Genomic DNA, 25,680 nt, shown 5'->3' on the forward strand with positions numbered 1-25,680 from the left:
TCGGTTGGCACCGCGGCTCACTCGTCGGTGTCGTCGATTCCCTCGACCAGAACGGTATCGCCCGGTGTGACACCCTCTGTGGCACCCGCTGGCAGTTCGATGATACGGTCGGCACTGGCGACACCGAACCCGGTCCACGGCGAGAGTTGAGCCGTTTCGACGACGCGGTCCCCATCCAGCCAGAGGACGTCGATGGGAAAGCGCATGAACAGCATGTGGACGAACTGTCGCGGGGGACCGTCGGTCAGCGAGAAGAGACCGCCGCTTCCGTCCACCTCCATTACCAGTGCAAAGTCGTCTGGAATCGAGGAGCGAAACATGAGTCCCTTCGCCTGCGAGAGTGTCGAGTCTGCCAGTTCGACGGTGCTTGCCAGCACGCGGTCGGTCGGCGACTCGTCGCTGCCGAGGACCTCGTCTTGCCGGTGGACGACGCGCATATCCGCACCTCGCGGGGTCGGACAAAAACGTTTGTGTCACAGGCGGCCGGTCGCGGTCAGTCCTGTGGCTGTGCGAGCTGGGTCGGGGACTCGTCTCCCGGTCCGGAGGTCGTCGTCTCGCCGACACTGAACGTGGCGAGTCGCGTTCGGAGGTCGTCCGACTGGTCGGCCAGCGACTTGACGCTGGTCGTCACTTCCGAGATTGTCGCCGTCTGTTCCTGGGTGGCGGCAGCGACACTTTCGGCTTCGGTGGTCGTCTCCTCGCTGATGGAGGCCGCTTCGTCGACCATCTGGACGACGTCCTGGGTGGTGTTTGCCTGCTCGTCGGTCGCGTTGCTAATCTCCTGGACGGTGGTGTTGACGTTGTCGACGACGTCGACGATGTCCTCGAAATCACCCAGCGTCGACTCGATGGTGGCGACGCTGTCGCTGACCTGCTGGTCCATCTCCTGGACCTCGTCGACCGTCTCGCGGGATTCTGCCTGTATCTCACCGATGCGGTCTGAAATCTCCTCGGCGGATTCGCGGGTCTCCTCTGCGAGACTCTTGATTTCGTCTGCGACGACGGCAAAGCCGTCGCCAGCGCCGTCGCCGCTCGTGCCACTGGCCCGTGCGGCTTCGATGGAGGCGTTCAGCGCCAGCATGTTCGTCTCCTCGGCGATGTCGTTGATAAAGGAGACAATCTCGTCGATTTCGCCGATACGGTCGACCAGTCCCTCGACAGCCGACGCGGTCTCGTCGATGCCCGATTCGAGTTCGTCCAGTTCCTCGATGGCGTCTCTGGCTGCTTCCCGTCCCGTGCGACTGCGCTCTGCGGCCTCCTGGGACGTCTGGGCGACTTCGTCGGCGGAGGCGGCAATCTCCTCGACGGTCGCCGAGAGGGTGTTCATCTCCTCGGCGACGACCTGGAGTTGTTCGGTCTGCTCTGCCGCGCCGTCGGAAATCTCCTGGACCGAGCGCGCCACTTCGTCGCTCGCGTCGTTGACTTCGGCCATGCTTGTGGCCACCTCGTCGCTGGCTCCCGACACGTCGGCGGCGAACACCTGCACGTCGCCGATGGTGTCCGCGAGCGTCCCCACGAGGTCGTTGTAGTTCGCGATGACGTCGCGGAACATCTCCTCGTCGGTCGAGACGTCGTCCTCGTCGATAGTCGCAGTGAGGTCGCCCTCCTGGGCCTGCTGGGCGGCGTCGCCGAACTCCTCGACGAGGTCCTGGAGCTTCGCGGAGCGCTCTTCGAGCTGGTCGGTCATCGTCTGTAACTCGTTCGTGTAATCTTCGAGGCTCGCCGCCATCAGTTTCATCGACTCCCCGAACGACCCGGGCACGTCCTCGTCGAGAACAGGGGCGTCGAAGTTCTGCTGGGCGAGTGCGGACGCCTGTTCGGAGACGGTCGTCAGATACGACCCCATGTCTGCAAAGGAGTTGGTGAGGCTCCCGATCTCGTCGGGCTGGCTGGACCGCTCGATGTCTGTCTCCACCTCGCCGGCCGCGATATCGCGGGCGCGTGCGTCGAGGGACTGGATGGGGTCGACGAAGTCACGTCGGACGATAAGGAGTGTGTTGACGAAGGCGACGAGGGCTGCGAGAAACAACACACCGGCCAGCGTGTACCAGAGCACTCCAGAGACGACGAAGGGTAACACGACCTGTGCCAGGGAGACGAGAAACTGGATACCGACGGCGGCGACGACTTTCCGCTCGATGGATTCGTCGATACCGAACATATCCATCGACTGCCACAGCACCGATTCGTATTTGCTCTGTAATCGCTGGGCTGTTCGTGTTGACATACCTGAACACAGAGTTCTACCTCCAAATAACAAGGGTTTCGTTTTTTATGTACTGAGAACGCCCGGCTTAGTTTAAATACAAAACCGTGCGTCTTCCACGGCGCGACTGGAGACTGGTCGCTGGACTGAAGACGGCACGGGCCTAGCCGGCCGTATGGAAAAGACCGACGCCGGGACGTCGGTGGGTGTCGACGACCCCTACGGCTACGTCGACCGCTGTGATTATCTCACGGACGACGGCCGCTGTCGCTTCGCTCGCGAACAGGGGGACCGTGACCCCACCTTCGCCGACGAGCGCAGTCGGAACGACTTTCGCTGCCCCGTCGCCGGCGGGACCGACGTGGAAGGGCTGACGGGTCCGTGGGAGTGGTCGGACTGCCCCCACTTCCGGTGTCGGACTCACGACCGCGCGTGTGTCCGCTGTGGACTCGACGAGGTTCGCCTCGCCCACGACGACGAACGCCCACTCCTGGAGGAACATCACCTCTCTTACCGCGCCGGCTCGAGTGCCGGCGACGGGACTCCGAGCCACGAGATTACGGTGTATCTCTGTCGGTGGTGCCACGCGAAGGTCCACGATTCGTGGGCGCGCATCGACGACGACGCTGCGCCCGACCCCGAGGCCATCGCCGAACGCGAGGGCCGCCGGTCGAAAGAACAGCAGGAGTTCGGGTTCGAATCGGCGGCCGAGCGCTTCGACGTGGACGACGAGTAGACGCCGGGTGACTGCAACCGCTCTGTCCTCGATTGTCCCGAGTCTATCCCCACGAGATTGGGGGCCTTCTCGCCTTCTGGCACACTCCCGCTCGTTCTGTTCCGGGGAGCATATACGCCCCCCTCGCATACGCGTCGGCAATGACTCGCATCGACGTAATCGACAATCACGGCCAGTTTACCCACCTGGAGCAGCGCGCGCTCCGGGACATGGGCGTGGACGTCGAAATCGTTGCCAACGACACCCCACCGGAGGACATCGACGCCGACGGTCTCGTCCTCTCGGGTGGGCCAAGCATCGACCGCATCGGCAACTGCCCGGCGTATCTCGACCTCGATATTCCGGTGTTCGGCATCTGTCTCGGGATGCAACTCATCGCGACGGAACTGGACGGCCGCGTCGGGTCGGGCGACTACGGCGGCTACGCCGACGTGACTGTCGAGATAACAGACGACTCGGACCCGCTCGTGGGCTCGCTCGCTCCCGAAACCCGCGTCTGGGCCAGCCACGCCGACGAGGTCAAGGAAGTTCCGTCGGGCTTTACCCGCACCGCCAGAAGCGACGTCTGTGGGGTCGAGGCGATGAGCGACACCGACCGCGACCTCTACGGCGTCCAGTGGCACCCCGAAGTCGCCCACACCGAGGAAGGCGAGGAAGTCTTCGAGAACTTCCTGGCTCGCTGTACCGAGTAAGTCCGCGGTGTCTCCCCCGACTGGTGTGTGGTATTGACTCGTCCCTACTGGTCCCCTGTCGTCCAGTCACGAACGGTTCATTTAGCAGCTACATTTAACATCGCGCTGCCCGCCTAGCGGAGTAATGACCGAGACGCAGGGAGACCTCGCCGGTCTCTCCCGATTTATCTTCCAGACGCCGCGCTGGTACGCCAGCATCGCGCTGTCGCTCGCGCTCGCGGCGGTCACTGGATGGCTGGCCTTCGATTCGGCGTTTCCCCTCGACGACGCCTGGCGAGGGGTGTTTTTCGTCGGCGTCCCGACCGTCACCGCGGGAGTCCTCACGCCCTACATCGACCGGGCACTCGGTGGACAACTCACCCGTGACCGGTCGGCACTGCTCGCACTCGCGTGTGCGTTGCTCGTCGTGGTCACTCTGCTCGCTGCCGCGATTCTCTCCGTGGGCCTCGGTCTCTCCCAGCAGTTCATCCTCGATGCGTTGCTCATCGCACTTGCGGCTATCTTCGCGCTCCGACTGCTAGTTCTCGTTGCCGTCTCTCGCCAACCGCCACTGCAGGCGACGCTGCCTGCGAGCGTCCAGACTGTCGCCGCTGCTGTCATGCTGTTTGTATACAGCGGGTCGTTGCACTATCTCGAAGTCGGTGGCGGACCGCTCGTCCAGACGATATTGGCCCGGCCGGAACAGGCACCAATCGAACTCCAGAACAGCATCTACCCGTTCGACTTCGTGATGCTCGCCGTCATCTGTGTCGTCCACGCCGTCGCCGTCTGGGCGTTCCTGGCTGCTATCGACCGGCCCTGGCGCTCCAGCCTCGGCGTGTCCGTCCTCGACTTCATCCAGGGATTTATCGGCCACGTCGCGGAGGGCTCTCGCGAACTCGAAACGTTCTTCGAAGAACTCGGTGAGGAAGCTATCGTCCCGGTCACCGTCCTCTCCTTTCGCCGGCCGGGCGGCGAGGAGAAGGCCCGGATTACGCTCCCGATGATTCACCCCGGACCGATGGGAGAAATCGGCGGCGGCAACCTCCCGGTCCGTCTGGCCGAACGGACTGACGGGCTCGCCTTCGCGCCACACGCGACCGCCGGCCACGACTTCAATCTCGTCACCGAATCCGAGGTCGAGACAATCTGTGAGGCCGCCGAGCGTGCCTATCAGGAAATCGAATACACCACCACTGCGAGTGCGGGCGTGCGAACGGCCGAGGGCGACGCGACGTTGACCGGCCACGCCTTCGGGGACGACGCTCTCGTCGTCAACACCTTTGCGCCCACGTTCGCCGACGACGTTGCCTACGCCGTGGGGCTCTCGGCCGCTGCCGAAGCCCGGACGAGCAGCCTCGAAACCGTCCTCCTCGTCGACGCACACAACTGTAACAACGGTCTCGACGGCCCCGACCTCGGACACATCGTCCCCGGGAGTCAGCGCTCGTTCGACCTCATCGCCGGTGCCGGCCACCTCGGCGAGCGTCTCACGCGGGCGGACCAGCACCCTCTCCGACTGGGTATCGCACACGACGAGACGCCGTGGGACCCCGAAGACGGCATCGGGCCGCTGGGCATCCGAACAGCCGTCGTCGAGAGCGGCGGCCACCGGACCGCCTACGTGCTCGTCGACGGGAACAACATGGAACCAGGCTTGCGCGACCGTATCGTGGCGGCAATCGACGGCGTCGACCTCGTCGAGGTGATGACCAGCGACACCCACATTGTCAACACCGTCGAGGCGGAGAATCAGGTCGGACAGGCACTCCCAGAGGCCGAACTCGTCGAGCGCATCGCGTCGCTGGTCGAGGCGGCCGTCGAGGACATCGAACCCGTGGAAGCGGGCATGGCAAGCGAGACTGCCGAGGTGACCGTCTTCGGCAACGACCGCACGGAGACGCTGGCCAGCCACGCCAACGCCATGATTCCGATGGGAGCGGCACTCGCTGTCGTCTTCGTCACTGCCGTCCTCTCGGTGAGTGTCCTCATCTTCGCGTTCGTCTCCGGCGGGCCGTGGTGAGGACTCTCCACTCGTTTGCTTGAGAGAACGCCGAGGAGGAGATTTGAACTCCTGAGTCCGTGAGGACAGTTGCTTTCGAGGCAACCGCCTTGGCCAGGCTAGGCTACCTCGGCTCACTTCCGGCTTTCCGCTGGTTGTTGTTAGCCGTTTCGATTCGAGTGCTTGAACTGGCCGGTGGTAGTTCCCACACGAAAATATAATAACCAAGTAGTATAACCTAGTGGTTATGACGCAGCGACAGCGTGCCCGAGACGGTGAGGTTACTCCCGCCATGGAGCGGGTGGCCGAGCGCGAACGGGTCGACCCGGAGTTCGTCCGAGAGCAGGTTGCACAGGGACAGGCAGTGATTCCGACCAACGACAACCACGAGTCACTGGACCCGATGGTCATCGGCAGCGAATTCTCGACGAAGGTCAACGCCAACATCGGGGCCAGTCCGGACTCCAGCAGCATCGAGGCGGAACTGGAGAAACTGCACACGGCCGTCCACTACGGCGCGGATACGGTGATGGACCTCTCGACGGGCGGTGGCGACCTCGACGAGATTCGCCAGGCGAACGTCGACCACTCCCCGGTTCCCGTCGGGACTGTTCCAATCTACGAGGCACGCACCCAGGTCGACAGCGTCGCCGACCTCACGCCGGAACTCCTGCTCTCGGTCATCGAAAAGCAGGCAGAGCAGGGCGTCGACTACATGACGATTCACGCGGGGATGCTGATGGAACACCTGCCCCTGACCGACGAGCGCAAGACGGGAATCGTCTCCCGGGGTGGCTCGATTCTCGCCCAGTGGATGGAGGAAACCGCGATGCAAAATCCGCTCTACACCCACTACGAGGAAATCTGTGACATCTTCGCCGAGCACGACGTGACGTTTTCGCTCGGCGACGGCCTCCGTCCGGGGTCGATTGCCGACGCTGGCGACGACGCACAGTTTGCCGAACTGGAGACGCTCGGCGAACTGACCAAGACGGCGTGGGACCACGGCGTTCAGGTGATGGTCGAGGGGCCGGGACACGTCCCGATGGACCAGATTCCCGAGCAGATAGCGCGCCAGCGGGAGGTCTGTGACGGCGCGCCGTTCTACGTGCTCGGTCCACTCGTGACCGACATCGCACCGGGCTACGACCACATCACCTCGGCCATCGGTGCCGCTATCGCCGGCCAGTCCGGCGCGGCGATGTTGTGTTACGTGACCCCGAAAGAGCACCTCGGACTCCCCGACCGTGAGGACGTCCGCGAGGGACTGGCGGCCTACCGCATCGCTGCCCACGCTGCCGACGTAGGCAACAATCGGCCAGGAGCGAGCGACTGGGACGACGCTCTCTCCGAGGCCAGGTACGACTTCGACTGGCGCCGGCAGTTCGACCTCGCCTTGGACCCCGAGCGCGCCAAGGCGTATCACGACCAGACGCTTCCGGGTGACAACTACAAGGACGCCCGCTTCTGTTCGATGTGTGGCGCGGAGTTTTGCTCGATGCGCATCGACCAGGACGCGAGAGATGCCGACGGCGAGATGGAGACCATCGACGAGCGGACCGACCTCGAAGAGTCGTCTGCGGCGGCGGTCAACCGTCCGCCGACCGGTGCCCACGAGACCAGCGATGTCCCGCCGGTCGAGGAGGTCGTCGACAACTCGACTGCTGACCTCTCGCTTGGCGACGACTAGGGCCGCTCAGTCGAGTCGCTCGGGTGGGTCGATTACGAACTCACCATCGAAGGAAACAGATAGAAGTGGTCGGCTCCCGATTCCCAGCACTCGGAGCCGGTCGGCCCACGGGTGCTCGCCCAGGTCGAGGTGTGAACTGCGCCAGCCGGGTCCGAGGCCGCCGTCGCCGTCGACGTGGACGGGAACGCTTCGAACAGTCCCGTCGCCGTCGGTGTAGCTTCGCGTGGAGAGTTCGACTGGCACCGTTCGCGGCCGGCCGGTCTCGAGGGTGAGTACGCGCTGGCCGTCGACGCTGACGGTCGATTGTCGTCGACTGTCCTCGCCTTCGAACGTGACCGTACCGACGGTCTTGGGATACTGCCAGAGTTCACCGAGCGCCCGCGCTGGGTCGGTCGTCACGGGGAGTTGCCAGGTGTACCCACCCAATCCACCTCGAACTGCGGCAAGTGGGGTCGCAACTTCCGTTTCGGGAACTGCTGGCAGGAAGATTCCAAACTCGTTGTAGGGGGACAACTGATTCCGGTCGACGCGGTGGTACTCGACACCGAGCAAGAGCACTGCTGTCCGCGCTGGCGTCACCCGAACTGGTGTGAGTCCGTCGGGAAGTAGCCGCTCTGCAACGTCCGCTGTGGCGACGAAGACGCTGCCGGCCATCGTCGCCGTCGTCGACAGCGGGAGCGTCACTTCGTGGCCACTCGATAGCTCGACCGTCCGCTCGTCGTCGCTGGAGGAGTCGCTCATCGTTTGCCCGAGATGAACTCCTGGACTCGTCGGCCCGTGATGCTGGCCCGTCCCATCACACGGCGGATTGGGTCCTGGACGGCAGCCGGGAGGAAGTGTGCCCAGCGGACGAACCGGGCGAAGCGACCGACCGGATAGCGCGCCTTCGGCGAGGAGTCGGTGAGCGCATCGACGACAGTCGCTGCGACTGTCTCGGGGTCGCTCGCAAAGGGGCCGCCGTCGACGACCCACCCGTCTTCGAGTGCGGCGTAGGTCGCCTCGTAGTCGGCTGTTCTGTCGTCGCCGAGTTGCTCCCGTGCCGTCGTTGCGAAGTCGGTGTCGACCCACGCCGGTTCGACGAGTACGACGTCGACCCCGGTACCGTGAAGCTCCATCCGGAGCGAGTCGGTCAGCGCCTCCAGCGCTGCCTTGCCGGCACAGTACGACCCCAGCCCGGGGTACGCAGAGTGGCCCAGCACGCTCGAAACGTTGACGATACGTCCACGTCCGGCCGCACGCATCGAGGGCAGGACGGCACGACAGAGCGCGCTGACGCCGTGGACGAGGACGTCGAACTGCCTCCGTTCGTCGGCGGGGTCGACGTCTTCGACCGGTCCCAGAACGGCATAGCCCGCGTTGTTCACGAGCGCGTCGATGTGTCCGGCCTCAGATAGCACGCTGTCGACGACGTTCTGACACTGCTCGGTGTCGGTCACGTCCAATTCTCGGCAGTGACAGCGCTCGGCAACGTCGGACGGAAACGACGGGTCGATGTCGGTGGCGTAGACCCGCCAGCCACGCTCGACACAGGCCCTGGCTACTGCCGCACCGATGCCCGACGCGGCACCCGTAATCAACGCGACCGGCGCGTCAGCGTCGACCGGCCGGTCTGTCGACTGTATTTGCTCTCTCAGTTGGTCCGCCATGGGGGCAGTCACTTGTCGGACGATTGTGTGGCGCAAGGTAGTAGCTAACGGTCACTCTGGCGATTGAATCGGGGTCGTCCCTGTCGTTTTGGAACGGAGTAAAGCGCCGATTACTTGACTTCCCTGAATCTCTGAGGCTACTTTCCTTCATAGGTCGCATCGGCAGAGGTCCGACCTTTGTTGAACGAGAGCACTTTCGCACGAATCACGTCTCCCGTCGAGACTGAGTCGGGCACGTCCTCGGTAAAGAGGACGAACCCTTCGACTTTCCCGACCGCGACGCGCGCTCCCGAGTGGTGGTCGGTGAAGTCGGTGACGCCGAACTCGTATGTCTCCCCCAGTTCGACCGGTGGCTCTCGTTGCTGTGCCTGTTCGTGTGCTCGCTTTGACTCCGCGCGGTCTGACGACCCGCGGCGTCTAAGCAGGGCCACGATTGCCAGGATACCGACGAGGGCACCGCCGGCCGCGACGATGAGTTCGTCCATACTTTGTTGTCGCGGTGGGACCTCAAGAAGCTTCGAGGTTGGCGCGCCCCGCCGCCGGCCGGACGTGACACAAATATATCCTTTCGATTTCTTTCACTGAATTTTAAGGCAGAAGGGACAACCACCCCCGGCTATGGCCGAGGCGACGCTGGAACTTGCAGCCACTGATGCTGAGCACTCGTCCGGCGGCGGGTCCGTTCCACCGCCGCTGCCGCCGGACGACCCGGAGGCGTGGTACGCACCCGACGTGTGCGACCAGTACGAGGTCTACCCCGGCGCCGTCGTCACTATCTCCGAGCACGGCCCGGACTTCGCATACGACGTGCGTGAACCACCGCTCACTTCGGGCGACAGGGCAACGCTCGAACGCATTGAGGAGTACTTCGCGGACGCACATCTCGAACGGCCGCGGACGCGTGAGGGTGCTGTCGAGCGAATGACTGAGGGGTTCGACCCGAAACACGAGCGCGTTATCGACCGTCTCGTCGAGTGTTCACACGCTGGGCGCCGGCGGGTCACGTACCACGCACTCGCCACGCTGGCCTGTCTCGACGAACTGACGCCGTACGCCCTCGACGACCGTATCGAAGTCGCAGACACCGACGACGAGGGTATCGTCATCCACACCAGCGACTACGCGCCAGCAGTGACCGACCTCCCGGCGGACCCACAGTTCATCGAGCGGTTCGCCAGCGAGCGCATCGAGCGACACACCGTCCAGTTTCACGAGTTTTCGATTCCGGTCGTTCTCTACCGGGAGAACCTGCTCGGCAACGACCCGTTCACGACGAAGTACGCCGTCCGCGAACCGGACCTGTTGCCCGGTGACGCCGACCTCATCGCGGAGGCCAAGGAGCGACTCTGGGAGACGACAGTCGACGGCATCATCGAGGACGAGACGGCGTTCGTCCGACAGCGCGCCGAGGAACTGCTCGCGAGGCGCCTCCGCGGCCGGAACACCCGGGCCTGGTTCGACGCCGTTCGGACCAGGATTCGGTCTGCCCTCGCCGAGTACGACCTCGCGCTCCCGCCGGTCGACCGCCGCTACGCCGACGACCGACTCTCCGACCTGGTCTACTACGTCCTCCGGGATTACGTCGGCTACGGAAAACTGACGGTGCCGATTCGGGACCCGATGCTCGAGGACATCGAGGCAAACCGCATCGGCGAGCGGGTCAAAGTCGTCCCGCGAACCGACACCGGACACGACCAGCGCGTCCCAACGAACATCGTCTTCGAGTCAGAGCGCCCCTTCGTCAACGTCGTCACACAGCTCGCTGCTGCCGACGGGACCGAACTCAACGCCTCGACGCCGAGCGCGAAGGTGAATCTCCGACCCGACGGCCTCGACGAGACCATCCGGTGTGCGGTTGCGCTCCCGACTGTCAGCGAGGACGGGCCACACATCTCGATTCGAAAGCAGTCCTCGGACACGCTGACGCCGACGGACCTCGTCCGTGATGACACCCTCTCGACGGAACTGGTTGCGCTCCTCTGGTTGGTCTACGAACACCACGGTGTCGTCCTCTTTTCGGGTCCGACGGGTGCGGGCAAGACGACGTTGATGAATGCCCACATGCCGTTCGTTCCATTCAGGGACCGACCAATCAGTATCGACGAGGGCAGTCGAGAGGTGCGCCTGCCCCACGAGACTGGTGTCTCGCTGACGACGCGCGACCACGAGAGCGACCACAAGCGAGTCACCATGGCCGACCTGATGACCGAGGCGAATTACCTGAACCCCGATGTCGAGGTCATCGCCGAGGTGAACACGACGGCGTCGTTCGAGACGTTTGCCGAGGTGTTGAACACCGGCCACGGGCTCATCGGTACGACACACGCCGAGGACGTCGAGAGTCTCGTCAACCGCGTGGTCGAGCAGGGACTGCCGCCGTATCTCCTGCGGGAACTCGACCTCGTCGTCTTTCCGCGCCACGTCGACGGCGACCGGTACGTCGGGGAAGTCGTCGAACTTCTCGACGAGCAGTCGTTTCACGCGCTGGACCGCGACGAGCGATGTGGCGTCGTCCACAAACAGGGAACGACCGTCTACTGGAACACCGTCGCGTGGCGCGAACCGGACGGGACATTCGGGTTTGCCTACGACCACCCCGAAATCGGTGGCGAGAGCGACCACGAAACTGGAACACACGCGGCCAGCGACGACGACACGACCTGCAAGATGCACACCTTCGAGCGCGTCGCGACGTTGACCGACCGACCGGTCGAGTCCGTCGAAGCGGAGTTCCACCGCAAACACCGTTACGTCAAGTACTTCGTCCGGGAGTCGGTCGACGACTTCGAGACGCTGTTCGACCTGCTCGCCGACCTCGAAACCGACGAGGCAGCGACCGTCGAGCGACTGCACAGGCGGCAGGGCAACGAGACAGGAAACACACCGCACGGGGGGCGTGGTGATGTCGGCGGAGACTGACACCGCGCGGCTCGGCCCGCTCGACCGGGGACTGTACGCGCTGTTCTCCCGGCATGCCGATTCGAGTGCACACGAGCGCGACCGGCACAGCTACCGCGCTGCGGGGCTGTCGACTAGCTTCGACGTGTACCTCGCGCGAATCTACGGGCTCGCGTGGGCGAGTGCGCTCGTGAGTGCCCTGCTCACCGTCGTCGCTGTCGTCTTCGTTCCCTCGGGGCTCGTCGGGGCCGTTCTTTCCTTTCTCTCGAGCGGTCTGCCCGTCCTGAACCGGCTGTCGCTACCGGCGGTGCCGCGCGTCTCCGTCGCACTCGTCGCTGCGACGGTCGTCGCGACACTCGCACGGAGCCTCGTCGTTCGGCTTGGCGGCCTGTATCTCCGACGAGCCGCGGCGATGCGCCGCGAGGAAATCGAGCGCACGCTGCCGGGTGCGGTCCGCTATCTCCGCGTACTCGCCTCGGGCAACAACGACCAGCGGACGATGCTCCGTCGGGTGGCAGACCAGGACGCGTACGGTGCCACCGCCGACTCGTTTCGCGCCGCGCTGAACAAGGCGACGCTGACGGGGAGCCTCGACGAGGGTTTGTCGATGGTCGCCAGAGATACGCCCTCTCGGGACCTCCTCTCGCCGTTTCTCCTGAAGTTCCGCGAACACGCGGCCCAGGGCAGTGACTCGCTCGAAGGCTATCTGAAGATGGAAGGGAGACTGCTCTCCCAGAAACAGGCCCGCGTGCGCGAACGTGCCGGTGGCTATCTCGAACTCGTCGCGGAACTGTTCGTCGTGTTGCTCGTCTTTCCTGCGCTCGCGGTGCTGATTCTGACCGTCGCGAGCGTTCTCGCACCGGGCCTTTCCGAACCGGTCGTGACACCGCTGGGGGCGCTGACACTCCGCGCGTTGCTGATATACGGGAGTGTCATCTTCGTCCTGGCTGTCGGGATTGGCGCGTCTTCGATTGTCGCCTCGCTGCGGCCGACCGACCACGCGACGCCGAGTTACGAGTCTCCGTCGACCGTCCGCGGCGTGTTCGCCACTGCGAGGTCGAATCCGGCGAGTGCCGCGAAAGTCATCGCGCTCCCCACAGTGGTTTTCGCTTGCGGCCTCTGGACGCTCGGCTACGAACCGGTGAACGTCGCCCTCTTGAGCTACGCCGGCTACGGCGTTCCGGTCGGCCTCGTCGCTGTCCGGCGGGCCGCACACGACGACGCGAAAGACCGGGAGATTCGGGATTTCATCCACGCTGTCTCGGGCCACGTCAGCCTCGGCAGGCCGTTTCCGGACGCCGTCGACCGTGTGGCACGCGAAGTCGACCTCGGCGCACTCCAGCCAGACGTGGAAGACCTCGCGTTCAATCTCGACCTGACCACCGGCGTCGACGACGGCGCGGACGTTCGAGCGGCGGCGCTGGACCGCTTTGTCGAGCGGGTCGGCACGCCGCTTGCCTCCCAGACTGTCGGCCTGGTCGTCGGCGCACTCGAATCCGGGAGCGACACCGAGGAAGTCTTCGAGACGCTCGAAACCGAAATCGGGCGGCTGTATCACGAGCGCAAGGCACTCCGCTCGCGCTTGCTGGTCTATGCCGCCGTCGGATGGACGACAGCCTTGCTCGTCGTCGGTATCGTCGTCGCCGTCAACGCCGCGGTCCTCGACGGGTTCGCACAGCTCTCGACGGTCTCGAGTGCCAACGCCGGCATCGGGCTGGACCCGAACGCGGTCGACCCGGCACGCGACCGCGAACGGTTCTACCTGGTGACACAGGCTACCGTCGTCGCCTGTGGCTGGTTTGCGGGCACGGCGAGTCGCGGCAAGTACGAGGCACTGCTTCACTCGGGGATTCTCGTGGCACTAACCTACGTCGTCTTCGTGGGGTTGGGACTGACATGAGCCGCGCACAGTCTCACGTCGTCGGTGTCGCACTCATGCTCGGTATCTCCGTTCTCGCACTCGGCGGACTCACGGTCGGTGTCGGCGAGCTAATCGACGCCCAGACGGCTCAGGCCGACGCGACCCGTCTCGCCGACGAGATGGACACCGCACTCCAGCCTGTCGAGCGGACCGGCCCGCACACCGATACGGTCCAGTTTGCGGCGGGCACTCTCCGGACCGTCGAACGCGACCTCCGAATCTATCGGAACGGGACGCTCGTCGCTGAACGTGCCGTCGACGCGCTCGTCTTCTCGTCGGGCGAGCGCCGCGTCGCGTTCGTGGCGGGCGCTATCGTCCGCGGGAGCGACAGCGCCGCGTGGCTGGTCACAGAGCCGCCGATAACTGCCTCGGAGCGAAACGGCGTCCTCGTCGTCGGTGCGCCAGTCCTCGGGGCGGACGACACGGCGGTGTCCGGGTCGGGCGGGTCGACCGTTCGACTCCGAACGAACGTCAGCCACGACCGCCGCGTGCTGGGTCCGGGACGATACGAGGTTGCACTCGAAACGACGACGCCCGACGCCTTTGCGGCATACTTCGACGGCCAGAACGCGTCGACGGCCCGGCGCGACATCGACGGTGACGACCTCGAATCGACGGTCGTGACCTACGACGGGATACGTCGTGGATACATAGTCACCCACAATCTCTCACTGGAGGTGGCGCATGGATAGTCGCGCGGTCAGCTCGGTCGTCGGGAAATTGCTCGTCTCCGGGCTGACAGTACTCTATATCACGAGTATCGCTGGGCTGTTTGTCGGAGGACTCGTCCCCGACTATCGGGCTGCAACCAGCGACGAACTCGGCGAGAGAGTGCTGGCGACGGCCGCCGGACACGTCGAACAGGCACAGACAGAGACAGACGGTGTCGCCGACGTGCGCGCCGAGACGACACTCCCCGCGACGATTCGCGACCAGCAGTACCGGATTCGACTCGTCAACGGAACGTTGCTGCTCGACCATCCGGACGAGGGGTTGGATGCACGCACACGGCTCAGTCTGCCGGCCGCCGTCACTGCAACGAACAGCACCTGGCACAGTGACGACCCACTCGTCGTCCGCGTCACCGGTCCCCCGTCGAACCGCACCGTGACACTCGCGGAGGCTGACCGATGAGAGCGCAACTTTCGCTCCCAGCACTGGGGCTTGCCTTTCTCGTACTCACTTCCGTCGCAGTGCTCGGTGTCGCCGTTGCCGATACGGCAGCAGTCTCGGCGGAACGACCGGCACTGGACAGACAGGCAACCGTCGCCCTCTCGGACAGACTCGTCAGTCCCGACGGTCCGCTCGCTGTCCGACAGAACGTCCTCGACGCGTCGGCAGTCGAGACGCTGAACCGGACGACCCTCCACACGACGTGTGGGTTGCGAGCGGACGTGGCTGCAGAAGTGACCCTCGACGGTGAAACGCTCGTGGCGACCGGCGACACCGACGGCGGAACGTCGATAGAGCGGCTGGTGGTCGTTGAACAGCGGCGAAACAGAACGCTCACACCGCCGTTTGCTGGCAGTAACAACGTCACACTTCCGCGTCGAACCAACCGACTCGACCTCGCGATTCGCCCATCGCAGAATATCACAATCTCGACTGCCAGAGTTGGCAATCGGGTCGTCTTGCACAACGAGTCGGGACTTCGCGGGAATTTCACAGTCGGCGTCTCCAGACTCGAGACGACACGACTCTCCTTCGAGAGTTCTGCTCGCCTCTCGACTGGCGACGTCTCTCTCACGTACTACCCAGTCGAGTCGCGAAAGGCACGCCTGGGGGTGACCGTGGATGGCTAGAGCACAGGCCTCGCTGACTGCCGTCGAAGCCGCAGTCGGCGTTCTCCTCTTGCTCGGTGTCACGTTCACGTTCGCACTCGGTGTCTCCAGTCCGACTGCCGGCGAGGCACAACTTGATGCGTACGCCGACGATGCAGTGACCGTTCTCGCAACCGAGAACCCCGCTCACGGTGAGACGACGCGACTCTCCGAGATGGTCTCTGACGAAGATACCTTCGAGCGAGAAAAAGAGACGCTGGTCACACGGCTCGAACGCATCCTCCCGGACAACGTGATGTTCCGTCTCGAAACCCCCTATGGGACTGCGGGGCATGCGCTTCCAGATGGCGTCCCGACTGGTGTTGGCACAACGACGACTCGTCACGGAACGGTGACGCTCAGGGTGTGGTACGCATGACTCGCGAGCGTGGACAACTGGTCGTGCTTGCTGCCGCGGCCATCGCGATTGCGTTAGTCCCGATGGCACTGGCGTATCTCCAACTCGGGTATCACGAGGACATCCAGACTGCGACGGTCGACGACGAAACGGTCCCGGAAGTCGAGCGGACGCTCGAGCGGTCACTGGTCGCGGCCAGCAGCGACATTCCAGCCAAGCATAGCTGGGACAACCGCTCGGGTGCAGTGACGACACTCCGCGACCAACTCCAGCCGTCGATAGACTCGTTGACGACGGCGGCGCTCGGCGACGGGACCGCCATCGACGTGTCGTACAACAACTCCCATGCACAGGCATGGGAACGCGAGCACTGTCCGCAGGGGCCGGACCGGTCGTTTGGACCCTGCCAGACCGACCGCGGAGTCGTGATACAGAATCGGGACAGCCGAACGCACGTCCTCGCAGTCGCTGTCGACATCCAACTCACGACACCCGACCGCACTGCTCGGGGGACGACAGTACTGACAGTCCCAATCGGTGCGGGCTGACAGCCCGATACGCACGTAGGAAAGAATAAGTGACTGGAGAGGTACGTCTCAGGTATGAGTCCACAGGGTCGCGACGTCGAGTTCACGCTTTCGGATGTCACAGCTGTCTTCGAATCCCGAGAGGATTACGCCGAACCGCTGACTGCAAGCGAAGTCGCTGACCGTCTGGACTGTTCGCGCCGCACTGCGTTGAACAAACTCCACCAGCTCCAAGAGCAGACGGACCTCAAGAGCAAGAAGGTCGGCGGCCGGAGCCGGGTCTGGTGGATACCGGTCAACGTTTGAAGCCCCACTCCTTGGCTCGCTCGCGTGCCTGGTCACGGGCACGCTCCTGAATCGACGCGATCTTTTCTTCGTCGTCGAGGAACGCCTCGACGGCATCGGCTCCGGCAGTCGATTCCTCGTGTTCTGTTCTGCGTTCGTCCGGCGTGGCTGCCAGCGTCCGCTCTGCCAGGTCCGGGTCGCTGGCGAGTCGCTTCGCTGGGAGTTCGGGCGGTAGCTGGAAATGGTCGCTGTCGTGGACTGGCGCGAGTGCGTCGGCGTCGAGTTCGTACAGTTCCAGACGGTAGGGACCGGCGACTGCGATGTCGGAGAGTGCGTCTGCACCGGCGCTCTCGGTCCCGGTGTGGTATGCGCCGCTCGGGACTCCGTCCTCGAAGATGAGGACGCCGGCGCCGTCGCCGTCGAGCAAGAGCGCGTCCTGCGATTCGAGCCGTGCGTAGCCCGTCAGCGCACTCTCCAGTGCCGTCGCGAGGACGGTGCCCACGTCGGCGACGACGCGCTGGCGGACGAGTTGGCCGCGTGGCAGTTTCATAGTTCGTCCGGGACGACCGCACGCCGGAACCGGTCTGCGACGGCGCCGGAGGTGCCCGGTCGAACGTCCAGCCGGTCGGCAGCAGTACGGTAGGCCGCGGCAGCGTCGGTCTCTGGAGCGTATGCCAGAAGTGGCTTGCCCGCCCGACGCGCCGCGCGCACGGTGTCACTCTCGGGCACGTTCGCCAGCGTCTCACCGTCGAAGTACCGCTCTGCCTTCCTGGCGATAGTGTCGATGTCTGCGTCGTCGGTGACTCGATTGAACAGGAGGCCGGCGACGTCGGTGCCGTACGTCGAGGCGTACTCCTGGACTTTCAGTCCGTTCGAGAGCGAGGGAATCGTCGGCTGGAGGACGACGACGATGCGGTCGGCCAGGACGATCGGCAGGACGGCCGCCCGACTTCCGAGCGTCGCCGCGGAGTCGAGCAAGATGACGTCGGTGTCGGCGGCCAGCGTCGCGACGACGTCCCGGAGTCTGTCCGGGTCTGCCTCCCGAAAGCCGGCGAGTGACGTCCCGCAGGGGACCACGTCCATCCCGAACCGGTCGTAGACGGCTTCGTGTGTCGTGGCTGTTCCCGCGAGGACGTCGTGGAGTGTCGTCTCGACGTCCGCGAGGCCGGCGTGAAAGAGGATATTTGCCATCCCGGTGTCGGCGTCGATAATCGTCACGTCGTGTGTGTCGGCGAGTGCCATGCCCAGCGCGAGCGTGCTCGTCGTCTTCCCCGTCCCCCCTTTGCCGCTGGCGACGGCGAACGCTTCCACCATCTTGTCGGCTCTTGTCTTGCTTTCCAGTATAAAAGCTCGCATGTCCGCTCTTTTCGCCGTCGCGCGGTCGGAGACCGTTTTCGCGTATCGCCACGTGCCAGTCGGTACTGGTCACAGAGTCTGCAAGTTGAGGGGGTCGAGGTCGACGAACTCTTCGAGGAGTGTCGCTGCGCGGTCGTACGGTGAGGGCTGTGCTCGCTCATCTGGCTGTGGACCCACCGACGCTCGGTCGAAGACAGTCTCGACGAACGCCCGGCGGACGGTCTCGTTTTCGAAGAGACCGTGGAGGTAGGTGCCGAGCACGCGCTCGGTCCCGGCGCCGCGTCCGCCGAAGGGCCGCGCGGCGTCGCCGACCAGCTCCGTGCGGCCCATGTGTATCTCGTATCCGGTAACCTCCCCGTGTGCGCCCGCGAGCGGTCCCACGCCGTCCACCTCGCGCGTGACCGCTTCGACGCGTTTCTCCGGGTCGAAGTGTGTCGCGACGGGAAGCAATCCCAGACCGACCACCTCGTCGGCCCCACTGGCGCTTTCGACGGCGGCGTTCGTGATTCGCTCCCCGAGCATCTGGTAGCCACCACAGATGCCGACGATTGGTCCCTCGAAGGCTCTGATGCGCTCGGCCATCCTCGACTCTCTGAGTGCGAGCAGGTCGTCGACCGTATTCTTCGTGCCCGGGATGGCGACGGCATCGGCGTCGAGTGGGTCTTCGAGCGGGACGTACGCGACGCGAACGCCCCGGACGCGAGCGAGCGGGCCGAAGTCGGTAAAATTCGAGATACGCGGGAGTCGGGGGACCGCGATGGTAACGGCCTGGTCGTCGGGGACGCCGTCGTCGGCACCGTCAAGCGCGCGTTTACCCTCCGATGGCAAGGAGACGCTGTCCTCTTCCGGAAGGCCGGGGTCGTCGTGGGGAACGACCCCGAGGACGGGAACGCCGGTCCTGTCTTCGAACTCCTCGAGACCGGGCCGGAGGATAGCGCGGTCTCCCCGGAACTTCGTGATGACTGCCCCGACGACCTGCTCTCTGAGGTCACCGGGCAGCAGTTCGAGCGTCCCGACGAGGCTGGCGAAGACGCCGCCGCGCTCGATGTCTGCGACCAGCAGAATCTCCGCATCCGAAAAGCGAGCCGTCTCGACGTTCGCCAGGTCCCGGTCGCGGAGGTTCGGTTCGGCGATTGAGCCGGCACCCTCCGCGACGAGCACGTCGTGGTCGCTGGCGAGTCGTTCGTAGGACTCGCGGGCCGCGGCGAGTGCCGCTTCCCAGTGGTCCTCGTAGTAGCTACCCGCGCTGTAGTGGCCGACTGCCTCGCCGTGGACGATGACCTGCGACTCGCCCTCGCCGCGGGGTTTCAGCAAGACAGGATTCATGTCGACGGTCGCAGGCACGCGAGCAGCCCGCGCCTGGACGTACTGGGAGACGCCGATTTCGCCGCCGGACTCTCCTCGCCCCGGGACCGCGCGAGCGTTGTTGCTCATGTTCTGTGCCTTGTAGGGCGCGACAGCGACGTTCCGGTCTGCGAGAATCCGACACAGCCCCGCCGCGACGGTGCTCTTGCCGACGTGGCTCGCTGTCCCGGCGACCAGAACCGTCTTGGCTGACTCGCTGTCGCGCTGGTCGTCCATGCTCAGAACTCAGTCCCCTTCCGGGCGCCCTGCCCGGCTTCGATTGGATGGCTCTCTTTGCGAACGTTCGTTACGAGGTCGGCGGCGTCGGTGACGTATTCGGGACGGTCGTGTCCGCCGGTGAGGACGAGTTCCAGCCCCTCTGGTTTGCGCTCGACTAGCTCGACCACGTCTGCGGGGTCGACCAGCCCGCGATTTGCCGCGTAGAGAATCTCGTCGATAATCAGCATGTGAACGCCGTCGTCGGCACTGCCCTCGAGGGCAAATGGCGTCGAGAGGTCGGCCTCGGCGGCAGCGTCGACGAGTTCCGTCGCCCGTGCGAGTGCGCCCTGCGCTTTCGCCTCGTGTTCGTCGTCGGCCGACCCGTCCAGGAAGCCATGCCAGCCGTAGTGGCCCGAATTCTCGTGGGTGATGCCCGGGAGGGCGGCCATCGCGTTGTACTCGCCGCGTACGTCCTCGACGGTTCCCGTGCCGCCTTTCATCAACTGGAGAACGTGGACGCGGTAACCGTGCCCGGCCGCGCGCATCGCCATCCCCAGTGCCGCGGTGGTCTTTCCCTTCCCGTCACCCCACCAGACCTGGACCAGTCCGAACTCCTCGGGCGCTGCTGGCTCGATTGGCTGGGCCTGGACTACCGACTCGGTGGCGTCGTCTCCTGTCATGATATCTCTCGCGACACTCCGTTGGAAACTGCAGTTGCCCTAGGGAAATAGCTGTTGTGCTACGGCTGGAACGGCTCGGTTTCGCGGTCGGTGACGACACCGTGGGCCGCGTCGGCGACCGACAGCGGCAGGTCGGTGTCGGTGTAGCGTGCACGGAGACTCGCCGTGACTGTATCGCGGACGCAGGCCCGGACTGCACTGCCGACTTCGGTACCGCTGCCGGCGAACGCCATCGGGTCACCGCCGGGGTCACAGCCGACCGCGAGTGCGTCGCTGGTCGTTCCGGTAAAGCCCGTCAGCGATTGGAGGGTCGCAGCCTTTGCCTCGACTGCTGTCGCCAGCAGAGTCGCCAGCGTCCCATCTTCGAGTGCCCGCGTCGTCCCGACGAGCAGGTTCACTGTGCCGACCGGCGGCTGGTCGTCTGCGCTGGCCTCGGCGGCGCGTGCCTGGCCGTTCTCAACTGGCAACGAAGCCGGATTCGAGAGGCCGACAGTCGCAACGACTGTGACACTGCCCGCACGAGCGCCGCGGGCGTGTACGAGGTCGACGCCGGTCAGCAGGACGGGGCCGGCGCGCTCGAATCCGGCAACACTCAGACGCTCGCGTGCGTAGTCGTCCAGGTCGGTCCGTTCGAACCCCGTCGGGACCGAGACGTTGAACGCGGCGTCGGCTGTCCGGTAGCCACCGTCCCACCCGGTCGCTAGCCAGCGTGCCCCTTCGTGGCCGAGTCGACAGACGCCGTCGACACAACGTGTCTCAAACATCGAGAGCATCCAGGAGGCGGTCGTTTTCGTCGGGCAGGCGGACGGCAACGCGGACGTGCTGGTCGAGCCCACGGAACGTCCGGGCGTCCCGGACGGCGATGTCGGCGCGTTCGACCGTTTCGAGCAGGTCCTCGACTGCCTCGGCGCTCCCACAGTCGAGCAGGAGAAACGGTGCGTCGGAGGGGTGGACGTCGAACCGTTCCGAGAGGCGGTCGCGCATTCGCGCCCGCTCGCTTGCGACGCGCTCGCGAGTGGCCTCGACAAACGCCGTCTGTCCGAGACAGTGGGTTCCGACGGCGGCGGCCACCGTCCCGAGGCCCCACGACAGCCGCGCTGTGTCGAGGCGGTCACGGTACTCGCCGGTCGCCACCGCAAAGCCCGCACGGAGGCCGGGCAGGCCGAATATCTTCGTCAGCGACCGGGCGACGACGACGCCGTCGTGGCCGGCCAGCGTCAGCAGGTCGGTAAAGTCGATGAACGCTTCGTCGACGAGCAGCGCCGTGCCCGCATCCCTGCAGCGGTCGGCGAAGGCCCAGAGGCGGTCGGGGTCGGAGGCGTCGCCGGTGGGATTGTTCGGGGTACAGACCACGACGAGCGCGAACTCCGCTGGGTCGGCGTCGAGCACCTCGTCGTGGGGGACGAACCTGGGAGTCCCACCCTGGAGTCGCACTTCGCGGGCGTACTCCCCGAAACTCGGCGTCGGGACGAGCACCTCGTCGCCGGACTGAACTGTCGTGGCAATCGTCAGGCGGATTGCAGCCAGCCCGCCGGCGGTCGGAATCACGTCGGCGGCGTCACACCCGACGTACTCGGCGGCTGCTGCGCGGAACTCGTCGTAATCTGCCGTGGGGTAGGACTCCGCCACCGAGAGCGTGGCGTCGTACACCTGCCTGACGCCGTCGGGACGAAGGGGGTTCGTGTTCGCACTGAAATCCAGCAGATGTGGGTCCTCGCTGCTCCCGTGTGGGACCCGGCCAGCGCCGACGCCAGCCTGGGGTTCCGAGGGGGCGTTCGCCTCGCTCGCTGTGTCGTCACTCGGCGATTCACTCGCACCCGAGCGCAGGTCGTCGACGGCGTCCGGGTCCATGTCTGTCTGTACACTCTCCCCGTTCTGGTTAACAGTTTTGCTGGGACTCCGCTATCGTCCTGCGAGTTGCCATTCCGCTCTCCGCGCATCTGCCCGTCGGTTGACGTTGACCGCGAACTGGCGCTCACGTCGGACCGCCACCTCGTCGTCGGCACCGTCGACGACGTTGATGCCGGCCGGCGTCACCGCCACCCCTCGATACCGGAACTGTGTGTCGACGCTCAGTCCGAGCGCACGCTTTCGCCCGACCGGAACGGCGACCGTGAGCGACCCACTCGCGACGTCGACGACAGCGTCGACGGCTTCCCCGTCGAGCAACGGGAGGTCGGCAGCGACGGTCACCACCGGGCGAGTGATGCGGTCGTCGGCCAGCGCCCGGTCGAGGTCGGCAACGTACCCCTCGCCCGGCGTCTCGATAGTCGGACAGTCGAGCGTTGCTTTCGTCTCCGATGTCGCCGGGGAGGTGACCGCGAAGGTTCGTTCGACCGTGCTGTTGGATAGTGCCCGGCGAACGCGCTCGACCATCGGCGTTCCCGCGACGGGAAACAGCGGCTTCTCCCGGTCGCTTGCCAGCCGCGTCCCTTCTCCGCCACACATCAGTAGAGCGTCCACACGACCACCCCCGCGTGCAGGCCCGCGATGCGTGCGAGTTCGTTTGTCGCCCCGAAGACGTCGCCGCCGACGCCGTCGAGGGTGGCGTGTGCCCACTGTCTGAGACCGAGCGCGACGAGCGGGCCGGCGACCACGGCAGCCGTCGCCGCGGGCACAGGCCAGGTGAGAACTGTCGCGGGGACCGCCAGCGCGATACCGAGCACTAGCTGTCCGGTCCCCGCACCGAGCAACCGCGAGCCGAGACCGTCGTGGCTCGGGCGACCAGTCGCGGCGAGCGTGACAATGCCGAGTTTCGCGCCGACTTCACCCGCCATGACGATACCGAGCGCAGCGCGCACCGGCATCGTCGCGAGGACGAGCGCGGCGAGAGCGAGTCCAGCCACGCCGACCGCCACGGCGACGACCGCGCCGACGCCGACGGTCGTATCGCGCATCACTGACCGGCGCTTCTCGGGGTCGCCGTGGACGACGGCCGCGTCGCCGAGGTCGGCGAGGCCGTCGGCGTGATTGATGCCCGTCACAGCGACGACTGCGAGGACGTACAGCAACGCGACTGTCGGTGCCGGGCCGGGAACCACAAGCGCCAGCCCGACGAGTGCGCCGACGAGATAGCCGACCAATGGGACGACGCCGACGCGCGCACAGAAGGCGTCGAAGGCCTGCTGGTTTTGGCCGACCGGAATCTGTGTGAGAAAGCCGACTGCGCCCCGGAGTGCGCTCAGTACCACGCCACCACCCCCGCGAGTGCGTACGCGAGGAGGCCGGTCACGGCAACGCGCCGGACGGCGACCGTTGTAACCGCGGTGTCGGGCAACTCCTGCTCGGCATTGAGCACGTAGTGGCCGGGCTTTTCGAGTCGAACGGCCAGGCCAGCAGCCAGCGTCCCCATCGGCCACCCGGAGTTTGGCGACGCGAGACGCCCCTGCCAGCGGCGTGCAGCCACCAGCGCGCCCGGCCGGGCCAGCACGACGGCGAGCAAGACCGCGCTCACGCGGGCAGGGAGCCACATCACGGCATCGTCGAGCCGAGCCGGACCCTTCCCCGTCGGTTTCGTGTGATAGCCGAGCATCGAATCGAGCGTGTTGACGCCCTTCACCCACGCTGCTCCGCCACAGCCTGCGGCGATGGCGAGGACTGGCCCCGCACCCGTGGCGGCTGCTCCCGCCGCGAAGACGGCGTAATACAGCAGCGGCGCGACCAGTCCGTCCGCGAGATTCTCCGCGAGACTCTCGACGGCGGCGCTTCGAATCTCGCCTGCCGAGAGATGCGTCGCGTCCCGCCCGGCCAGCGCACGCAGTTGCTCCCGTGCCAGCTCGATGTCCTCGCCGGTCGCCGTGACGACGTCGCGCACCCGGTCGAGGAGTCGCCGGAGACTCGTCGAGACGAAAAGCGCCACCGCGCCGACGAGCGCGCCAGCGAGCGGGTCCACTTGCCCGGCTGCCAGCACAACACTGCCGACCACCAGCCCGACAGCAACCGGGAGGACGGCGGCGGCGACGCTGCCGACGATACCAGGCCGACCCCAGGGTCTGTCGACGCGTCCGACCAGTCGGCCGAACCACGCGACAGGGTGGAGCCGCCGGGGCGGTTCACCGACTGCGACATCGAGTGCGAGCGACCCGCCGAGGACGAGCGCGCTCAGTCCCACGCTGACTCCTCCAGCCACGCGGGAAACTCCCTGAGCGGAACGTCGTCGAGTAGTACGACTGTCGCGTCGGTGGTCCGCGCTCCACCGTCGGTTCGGGCGTCGTCACCGACGTGCACCAGCGAGTCGAGGTCGACGCCGAGTTCGTCTGCCACGGCAGCGAACGCCCTGTCGTGGGGCTTGCGCCAGCCACAGCCGACGCTCGTGACGACCGTGTCGATAGAGTCGCCGATGTCCACGCGCGAGAGCGTCTGTTCGACGAGGCCGGGAAGGCTACAGTTCGAAAGGATACCCACCGGACCGGTAGCCGCTGCTGCGGTCAGTGCCTCGGTGGTGCCTTCACGGACCTCGACGGACCCGTCGAAGGCTGCAAGCAGCGCTTCCTTGACCGTGTCACTGCTTGCCGCGACGTCGCGACTATCGAGTGCGGCCTGTGTGTGTTCGACGAGCGAGAGTTCTCTGCCTCGCTCGACCGAGATGTGTGAGGACCGATACGAATCTTCCCAGTCCTCTGGGACAGAGATGCCACGAGCAGCGAGCTCCTCCGCGGCGGCCGCCCACGGCGCTGCTGGCCGCTCGGCGGTCACGAGTGTCCCAAAGCAGTCAAACGAGGTTGCCACTACCGTTGCAACGTCGCAATTCTACTTCAATCACGCGGGACAAAACGGTGTGTGACGCAGGTACCCGCGACCGTGGCCGACCCGTGCGGGTACGCGTCTGTGTCCGTGGCAGTGCCACGGGTGGTGCCTGGATGTCACTCCTGGACCCACTTCGAGTGGCGAACGTCGAAACTCCCACAGGTGGGGCAGGTGTGGTGCTGGACCTCGAAGGTAGTCTCGCACGCGAGGCAGACGTACAGGGCCCGCTCCTCGCCCTCCTCCGAGATACCTGACACTTTTTTCGCTTTATTGAGGACACCCATCGCGACCACAGTAGACCAAAAGGCTTCGACTCTCAAAAAGCGGGTTGATTGTTCACGCCATTTTGCACCGGCGCTGTCCTGCGATTCGGGACTTCCTATTCGTTTGCTGACTTCCGGCGGCTATCCCGCGATTTTTCGACGACATCGGTCTCAGACATCTGTCGAAAAATAATCTATGAGTTGATACCAGATACTGGTGTCTGTTCACTCTGCACACGCCTCTTTGGGTGGAAATGAGGGATATATTATATATACTGGGCCGGCCTGGCTCTGACCCTGAGTTCTCGGATA

28 protein-coding genes and 1 tRNA gene are annotated in these 25,680 nt (G+C 65.4%); 13 read left to right on the plus strand and 16 right to left on the minus strand.

Annotated elements, in window-relative coordinates; genetic code table 11:
* Positions 1-17: 17 nt before the first annotated feature.
* On the minus strand, positions 18-437 hold the full coding sequence (locus QYL91_RS06165; RefSeq protein ID WP_302082505.1) for a DUF192 domain-containing protein: 420 nt from the start codon (positions 435-437) through the stop codon (positions 18-20).
* A gap of 56 nt (positions 438-493) precedes the next feature.
* Positions 494-2,167 (minus strand): methyl-accepting chemotaxis protein, encoded by a 1,674-nt coding sequence (locus tag QYL91_RS06170; protein WP_369685621.1) that lies wholly within the window; start codon positions 2,165-2,167, stop codon positions 494-496.
* Between the two features lie 214 nt (positions 2,168-2,381).
* On the opposite strand from QYL91_RS06170, the gene QYL91_RS06175 reads away from it, so the two are divergent.
* The 3 genes from QYL91_RS06175 to QYL91_RS06185 all read left to right on the plus strand — a co-directional run bounded on the left by QYL91_RS06175 (position 2,382) and on the right by QYL91_RS06185 (position 5,636).
* Positions 2,382-2,942 (plus strand): DUF7097 family protein, encoded by a 561-nt coding sequence (locus QYL91_RS06175; RefSeq protein WP_302082507.1) that lies wholly within the window; start codon positions 2,382-2,384, stop codon positions 2,940-2,942.
* A gap of 140 nt (positions 2,943-3,082) precedes the next feature.
* Positions 3,083-3,634 carry a GMP synthase subunit A gene (locus tag QYL91_RS06180; RefSeq protein WP_302082508.1) on the plus strand — a complete coding sequence of 184 codons (552 nt, stop codon included), beginning with the start codon at positions 3,083-3,085 and terminating at the stop codon, positions 3,632-3,634.
* A 124-nt stretch (positions 3,635-3,758) separates the two neighbouring features.
* Entirely contained in the window at positions 3,759-5,636 is a 1,878-nt protein-coding gene (locus tag QYL91_RS06185) for a DUF2070 family protein (RefSeq protein ID WP_302082509.1), read from the plus strand.
* Positions 5,637-5,664: 28 nt separating this feature from the next.
* Here the strand turns inward: QYL91_RS06185 and QYL91_RS06190 are convergent.
* Positions 5,665-5,749: transfer RNA gene (locus tag QYL91_RS06190), tRNA-Ser, on the minus strand.
* 113 nt (positions 5,750-5,862) lie between these two features.
* Between QYL91_RS06190 and thiC the strand changes: the two genes are divergently transcribed.
* Positions 5,863-7,305 (plus strand): phosphomethylpyrimidine synthase ThiC, encoded by a 1,443-nt coding sequence (gene thiC / locus QYL91_RS06195; RefSeq protein ID WP_302082510.1) that lies wholly within the window; start codon positions 5,863-5,865, stop codon positions 7,303-7,305.
* Between the two features lie 6 nt (positions 7,306-7,311).
* Here the strand turns inward: thiC and QYL91_RS06200 are convergent, their stop codons facing one another.
* The 3 genes from QYL91_RS06200 to QYL91_RS06210 form a co-directional block, all read right to left on the minus strand.
* Positions 7,312-8,046 carry an acetoacetate decarboxylase family protein gene (locus QYL91_RS06200; protein ID WP_302082511.1) on the minus strand — a complete coding sequence of 245 codons (735 nt, stop codon included), beginning with the start codon at positions 8,044-8,046 and terminating at the stop codon, positions 7,312-7,314.
* On the minus strand, positions 8,043-8,951 hold the full coding sequence (locus QYL91_RS06205; RefSeq protein ID WP_302082512.1) for an SDR family oxidoreductase: 909 nt from the start codon (positions 8,949-8,951) through the stop codon (positions 8,043-8,045). The genes QYL91_RS06200 and QYL91_RS06205 overlap by 4 nt, the downstream gene beginning before the upstream one ends.
* A gap of 137 nt (positions 8,952-9,088) precedes the next feature.
* Positions 9,089-9,436, minus strand: coding sequence for a TRAM domain-containing protein (locus tag QYL91_RS06210; protein WP_302082513.1), 348 nt, complete (start codon positions 9,434-9,436; stop codon positions 9,089-9,091).
* Positions 9,437-9,569: 133 nt separating this feature from the next.
* Here QYL91_RS06210 and QYL91_RS06215 point away from each other — a divergent pair, with 133 nt between their 5' ends.
* Genes QYL91_RS06215 through QYL91_RS06250 form a run of 8 tightly spaced genes read left to right on the plus strand, consistent with a single transcriptional unit; the run spans position 9,570 to position 16,781 of the window.
* Positions 9,570-11,870, plus strand: a complete 2,301-nt coding sequence (locus QYL91_RS06215) for a type II/IV secretion system ATPase subunit (protein ID WP_302082514.1) — start codon at positions 9,570-9,572, stop codon at positions 11,868-11,870.
* A complete protein-coding gene (locus tag QYL91_RS06220) occupies positions 11,854-13,749 on the plus strand; it encodes a type II secretion system F family protein (RefSeq protein ID WP_302082515.1) in 1,896 nt (631 codons plus the stop codon). The genes QYL91_RS06215 and QYL91_RS06220 overlap by 17 nt, the downstream gene beginning before the upstream one ends.
* Complete coding sequence (locus tag QYL91_RS06225) at positions 13,746-14,462, plus strand: DUF7289 family protein (RefSeq protein ID WP_302082516.1); 717 nt, start codon at positions 13,746-13,748, stop codon at positions 14,460-14,462. The genes QYL91_RS06220 and QYL91_RS06225 overlap by 4 nt, the downstream gene beginning before the upstream one ends.
* A complete protein-coding gene (locus QYL91_RS06230; protein WP_302082517.1) occupies positions 14,455-14,904 on the plus strand; it encodes a DUF7266 family protein in 450 nt (149 codons plus the stop codon). The genes QYL91_RS06225 and QYL91_RS06230 overlap by 8 nt, the downstream gene beginning before the upstream one ends.
* Entirely contained in the window at positions 14,901-15,572 is a 672-nt protein-coding gene (locus tag QYL91_RS06235; RefSeq protein WP_302082518.1) for a DUF7263 family protein, read from the plus strand. The genes QYL91_RS06230 and QYL91_RS06235 overlap by 4 nt, the downstream gene beginning before the upstream one ends.
* Positions 15,565-15,969, plus strand: a complete 405-nt coding sequence (locus QYL91_RS06240; RefSeq protein WP_302082519.1) for a DUF7262 family protein — start codon at positions 15,565-15,567, stop codon at positions 15,967-15,969. The genes QYL91_RS06235 and QYL91_RS06240 overlap by 8 nt, the downstream gene beginning before the upstream one ends.
* Positions 15,966-16,496, plus strand: a complete 531-nt coding sequence (locus tag QYL91_RS06245) for a DUF7261 family protein (protein ID WP_302082520.1) — start codon at positions 15,966-15,968, stop codon at positions 16,494-16,496. The genes QYL91_RS06240 and QYL91_RS06245 overlap by 4 nt, the downstream gene beginning before the upstream one ends.
* A 54-nt stretch (positions 16,497-16,550) precedes the next feature.
* Complete coding sequence (locus tag QYL91_RS06250; RefSeq protein ID WP_302082521.1) at positions 16,551-16,781, plus strand: helix-turn-helix domain-containing protein; 231 nt, start codon at positions 16,551-16,553, stop codon at positions 16,779-16,781.
* Here the strand turns inward: QYL91_RS06250 and QYL91_RS06255 are convergent.
* From QYL91_RS06255 to QYL91_RS06300, 10 genes are all read right to left on the minus strand, one after another.
* Entirely contained in the window at positions 16,771-17,310 is a 540-nt protein-coding gene (locus tag QYL91_RS06255) for a DUF8054 family protein (RefSeq protein ID WP_302082522.1), read from the minus strand. The two genes, QYL91_RS06250 and QYL91_RS06255, sit on opposite strands and share 11 nt — an antisense overlap.
* Positions 17,307-18,074 (minus strand): nucleotide-binding protein, encoded by a 768-nt coding sequence (locus QYL91_RS06260; RefSeq protein ID WP_302082523.1) that lies wholly within the window; start codon positions 18,072-18,074, stop codon positions 17,307-17,309. Before QYL91_RS06260 ends, QYL91_RS06255 begins: the two co-directional genes overlap by 4 nt.
* A gap of 111 nt (positions 18,075-18,185) precedes the next feature.
* The gene (locus QYL91_RS06265) at positions 18,186-19,697 is read right to left on the minus strand and encodes a cobyric acid synthase (RefSeq protein ID WP_302082524.1); all 1,512 of its coding nucleotides are present in this window, start codon (positions 19,695-19,697) and stop codon (positions 18,186-18,188) included.
* Positions 19,698-19,699: 2 nt separating this feature from the next.
* Positions 19,700-20,359: a cob(I)yrinic acid a,c-diamide adenosyltransferase gene (locus QYL91_RS06270; RefSeq protein WP_302082525.1), complete on the minus strand. Its 660-nt coding sequence runs from the start codon at positions 20,357-20,359 to the stop codon at positions 19,700-19,702.
* A gap of 59 nt (positions 20,360-20,418) precedes the next feature.
* Positions 20,419-21,123, minus strand: a complete 705-nt coding sequence (locus QYL91_RS06275; protein WP_302082526.1) for an adenosylcobinamide amidohydrolase — start codon at positions 21,121-21,123, stop codon at positions 20,419-20,421.
* Positions 21,116-22,210: a threonine-phosphate decarboxylase CobD gene (gene cobD / locus QYL91_RS06280; protein WP_302082527.1), complete on the minus strand. Its 1,095-nt coding sequence runs from the start codon at positions 22,208-22,210 to the stop codon at positions 21,116-21,118. Before cobD ends, QYL91_RS06275 begins: the two co-directional genes overlap by 8 nt.
* Positions 22,211-22,261: 51 nt before the next feature.
* Positions 22,262-22,807, minus strand: a complete 546-nt coding sequence (locus tag QYL91_RS06285) for an NTP transferase domain-containing protein (RefSeq protein WP_302082838.1) — start codon at positions 22,805-22,807, stop codon at positions 22,262-22,264.
* Positions 22,807-23,550, minus strand: coding sequence for an adenosylcobinamide-GDP ribazoletransferase (cobS, locus tag QYL91_RS06290; protein WP_302082528.1), 744 nt, complete (start codon positions 23,548-23,550; stop codon positions 22,807-22,809). Before cobS ends, QYL91_RS06285 begins: the two co-directional genes overlap by 1 nt.
* Positions 23,541-24,470 (minus strand): adenosylcobinamide-phosphate synthase CbiB, encoded by a 930-nt coding sequence (gene cbiB, locus QYL91_RS06295; RefSeq protein WP_302082529.1) that lies wholly within the window; start codon positions 24,468-24,470, stop codon positions 23,541-23,543. Before cbiB ends, cobS begins: the two co-directional genes overlap by 10 nt.
* A complete protein-coding gene (locus QYL91_RS06300) occupies positions 24,461-25,087 on the minus strand; it encodes an HAD family hydrolase (RefSeq protein WP_302082530.1) in 627 nt (208 codons plus the stop codon). Before QYL91_RS06300 ends, cbiB begins: the two co-directional genes overlap by 10 nt.
* A gap of 131 nt (positions 25,088-25,218) precedes the next feature.
* On the opposite strand from QYL91_RS06300, the gene QYL91_RS06305 reads away from it, so the two are divergent.
* Complete coding sequence (locus QYL91_RS06305) at positions 25,219-25,359, plus strand: hypothetical protein (protein WP_302082531.1); 141 nt, start codon at positions 25,219-25,221, stop codon at positions 25,357-25,359.
* Positions 25,360-25,680 lie beyond the last annotated feature (321 nt).

This window comes from Salinibaculum rarum, from assembly GCF_030505615.1.
Taxonomy (GTDB): Archaea; Halobacteriota; Halobacteria; order Halobacteriales; family Haloarculaceae; genus Salinibaculum; species Salinibaculum rarum.

Coding starts and splice junctions, on each gene's coding strand:
- QYL91_RS06215 (WP_302082514.1), top strand. CDS start 9,570: ATGGCCGAGGCGACGCTGGAACTTGCAGCCACTGATGCTGAGCACTCG.
- QYL91_RS06165 (WP_302082505.1), bottom strand. CDS start 437: ATGCGCGTCGTCCACCGGCAAGACGAGGTCCTCGGCAGCGACGAGTCG.
- QYL91_RS06265 (WP_302082524.1), bottom strand. CDS start 19,697: ATGGACGACCAGCGCGACAGCGAGTCAGCCAAGACGGTTCTGGTCGCC.
- QYL91_RS06170 (WP_369685621.1), bottom strand. CDS start 2,167: ATGGATATGTTCGGTATCGACGAATCCATCGAGCGGAAAGTCGTCGCC.
- QYL91_RS06285 (WP_302082838.1), bottom strand. CDS start 22,807: ATGTGTGGCGGAGAAGGGACGCGGCTGGCAAGCGACCGGGAGAAGCCG.
- QYL91_RS06240 (WP_302082519.1), top strand. CDS start 15,565: ATGGCTAGAGCACAGGCCTCGCTGACTGCCGTCGAAGCCGCAGTCGGC.
- QYL91_RS06245 (WP_302082520.1), top strand. CDS start 15,966: ATGACTCGCGAGCGTGGACAACTGGTCGTGCTTGCTGCCGCGGCCATC.
- thiC (WP_302082510.1), top strand. CDS start 5,863: ATGACGCAGCGACAGCGTGCCCGAGACGGTGAGGTTACTCCCGCCATG.
- QYL91_RS06305 (WP_302082531.1), top strand. CDS start 25,219: ATGTCACTCCTGGACCCACTTCGAGTGGCGAACGTCGAAACTCCCACA.
- QYL91_RS06210 (WP_302082513.1), bottom strand. CDS start 9,436: ATGGACGAACTCATCGTCGCGGCCGGCGGTGCCCTCGTCGGTATCCTG.
- QYL91_RS06250 (WP_302082521.1), top strand. CDS start 16,551: ATGAGTCCACAGGGTCGCGACGTCGAGTTCACGCTTTCGGATGTCACA.
- QYL91_RS06200 (WP_302082511.1), bottom strand. CDS start 8,046: ATGAGCGACTCCTCCAGCGACGACGAGCGGACGGTCGAGCTATCGAGT.
- QYL91_RS06255 (WP_302082522.1), bottom strand. CDS start 17,310: ATGAAACTGCCACGCGGCCAACTCGTCCGCCAGCGCGTCGTCGCCGAC.
- QYL91_RS06185 (WP_302082509.1), top strand. CDS start 3,759: ATGACCGAGACGCAGGGAGACCTCGCCGGTCTCTCCCGATTTATCTTC.
- QYL91_RS06270 (WP_302082525.1), bottom strand. CDS start 20,359: ATGACAGGAGACGACGCCACCGAGTCGGTAGTCCAGGCCCAGCCAATC.
- QYL91_RS06260 (WP_302082523.1), bottom strand. CDS start 18,074: ATGGTGGAAGCGTTCGCCGTCGCCAGCGGCAAAGGGGGGACGGGGAAG.
- QYL91_RS06275 (WP_302082526.1), bottom strand. CDS start 21,123: ATGTTTGAGACACGTTGTGTCGACGGCGTCTGTCGACTCGGCCACGAA.
- QYL91_RS06205 (WP_302082512.1), bottom strand. CDS start 8,951: ATGGCGGACCAACTGAGAGAGCAAATACAGTCGACAGACCGGCCGGTC.
- QYL91_RS06225 (WP_302082516.1), top strand. CDS start 13,746: ATGAGCCGCGCACAGTCTCACGTCGTCGGTGTCGCACTCATGCTCGGT.
- QYL91_RS06175 (WP_302082507.1), top strand. CDS start 2,382: ATGGAAAAGACCGACGCCGGGACGTCGGTGGGTGTCGACGACCCCTAC.
- QYL91_RS06230 (WP_302082517.1), top strand. CDS start 14,455: ATGGATAGTCGCGCGGTCAGCTCGGTCGTCGGGAAATTGCTCGTCTCC.
- QYL91_RS06235 (WP_302082518.1), top strand. CDS start 14,901: ATGAGAGCGCAACTTTCGCTCCCAGCACTGGGGCTTGCCTTTCTCGTA.
- QYL91_RS06220 (WP_302082515.1), top strand. CDS start 11,854: ATGTCGGCGGAGACTGACACCGCGCGGCTCGGCCCGCTCGACCGGGGA.
- QYL91_RS06180 (WP_302082508.1), top strand. CDS start 3,083: ATGACTCGCATCGACGTAATCGACAATCACGGCCAGTTTACCCACCTG.
- cobD (WP_302082527.1), bottom strand. CDS start 22,210: ATGGACCCGGACGCCGTCGACGACCTGCGCTCGGGTGCGAGTGAATCG.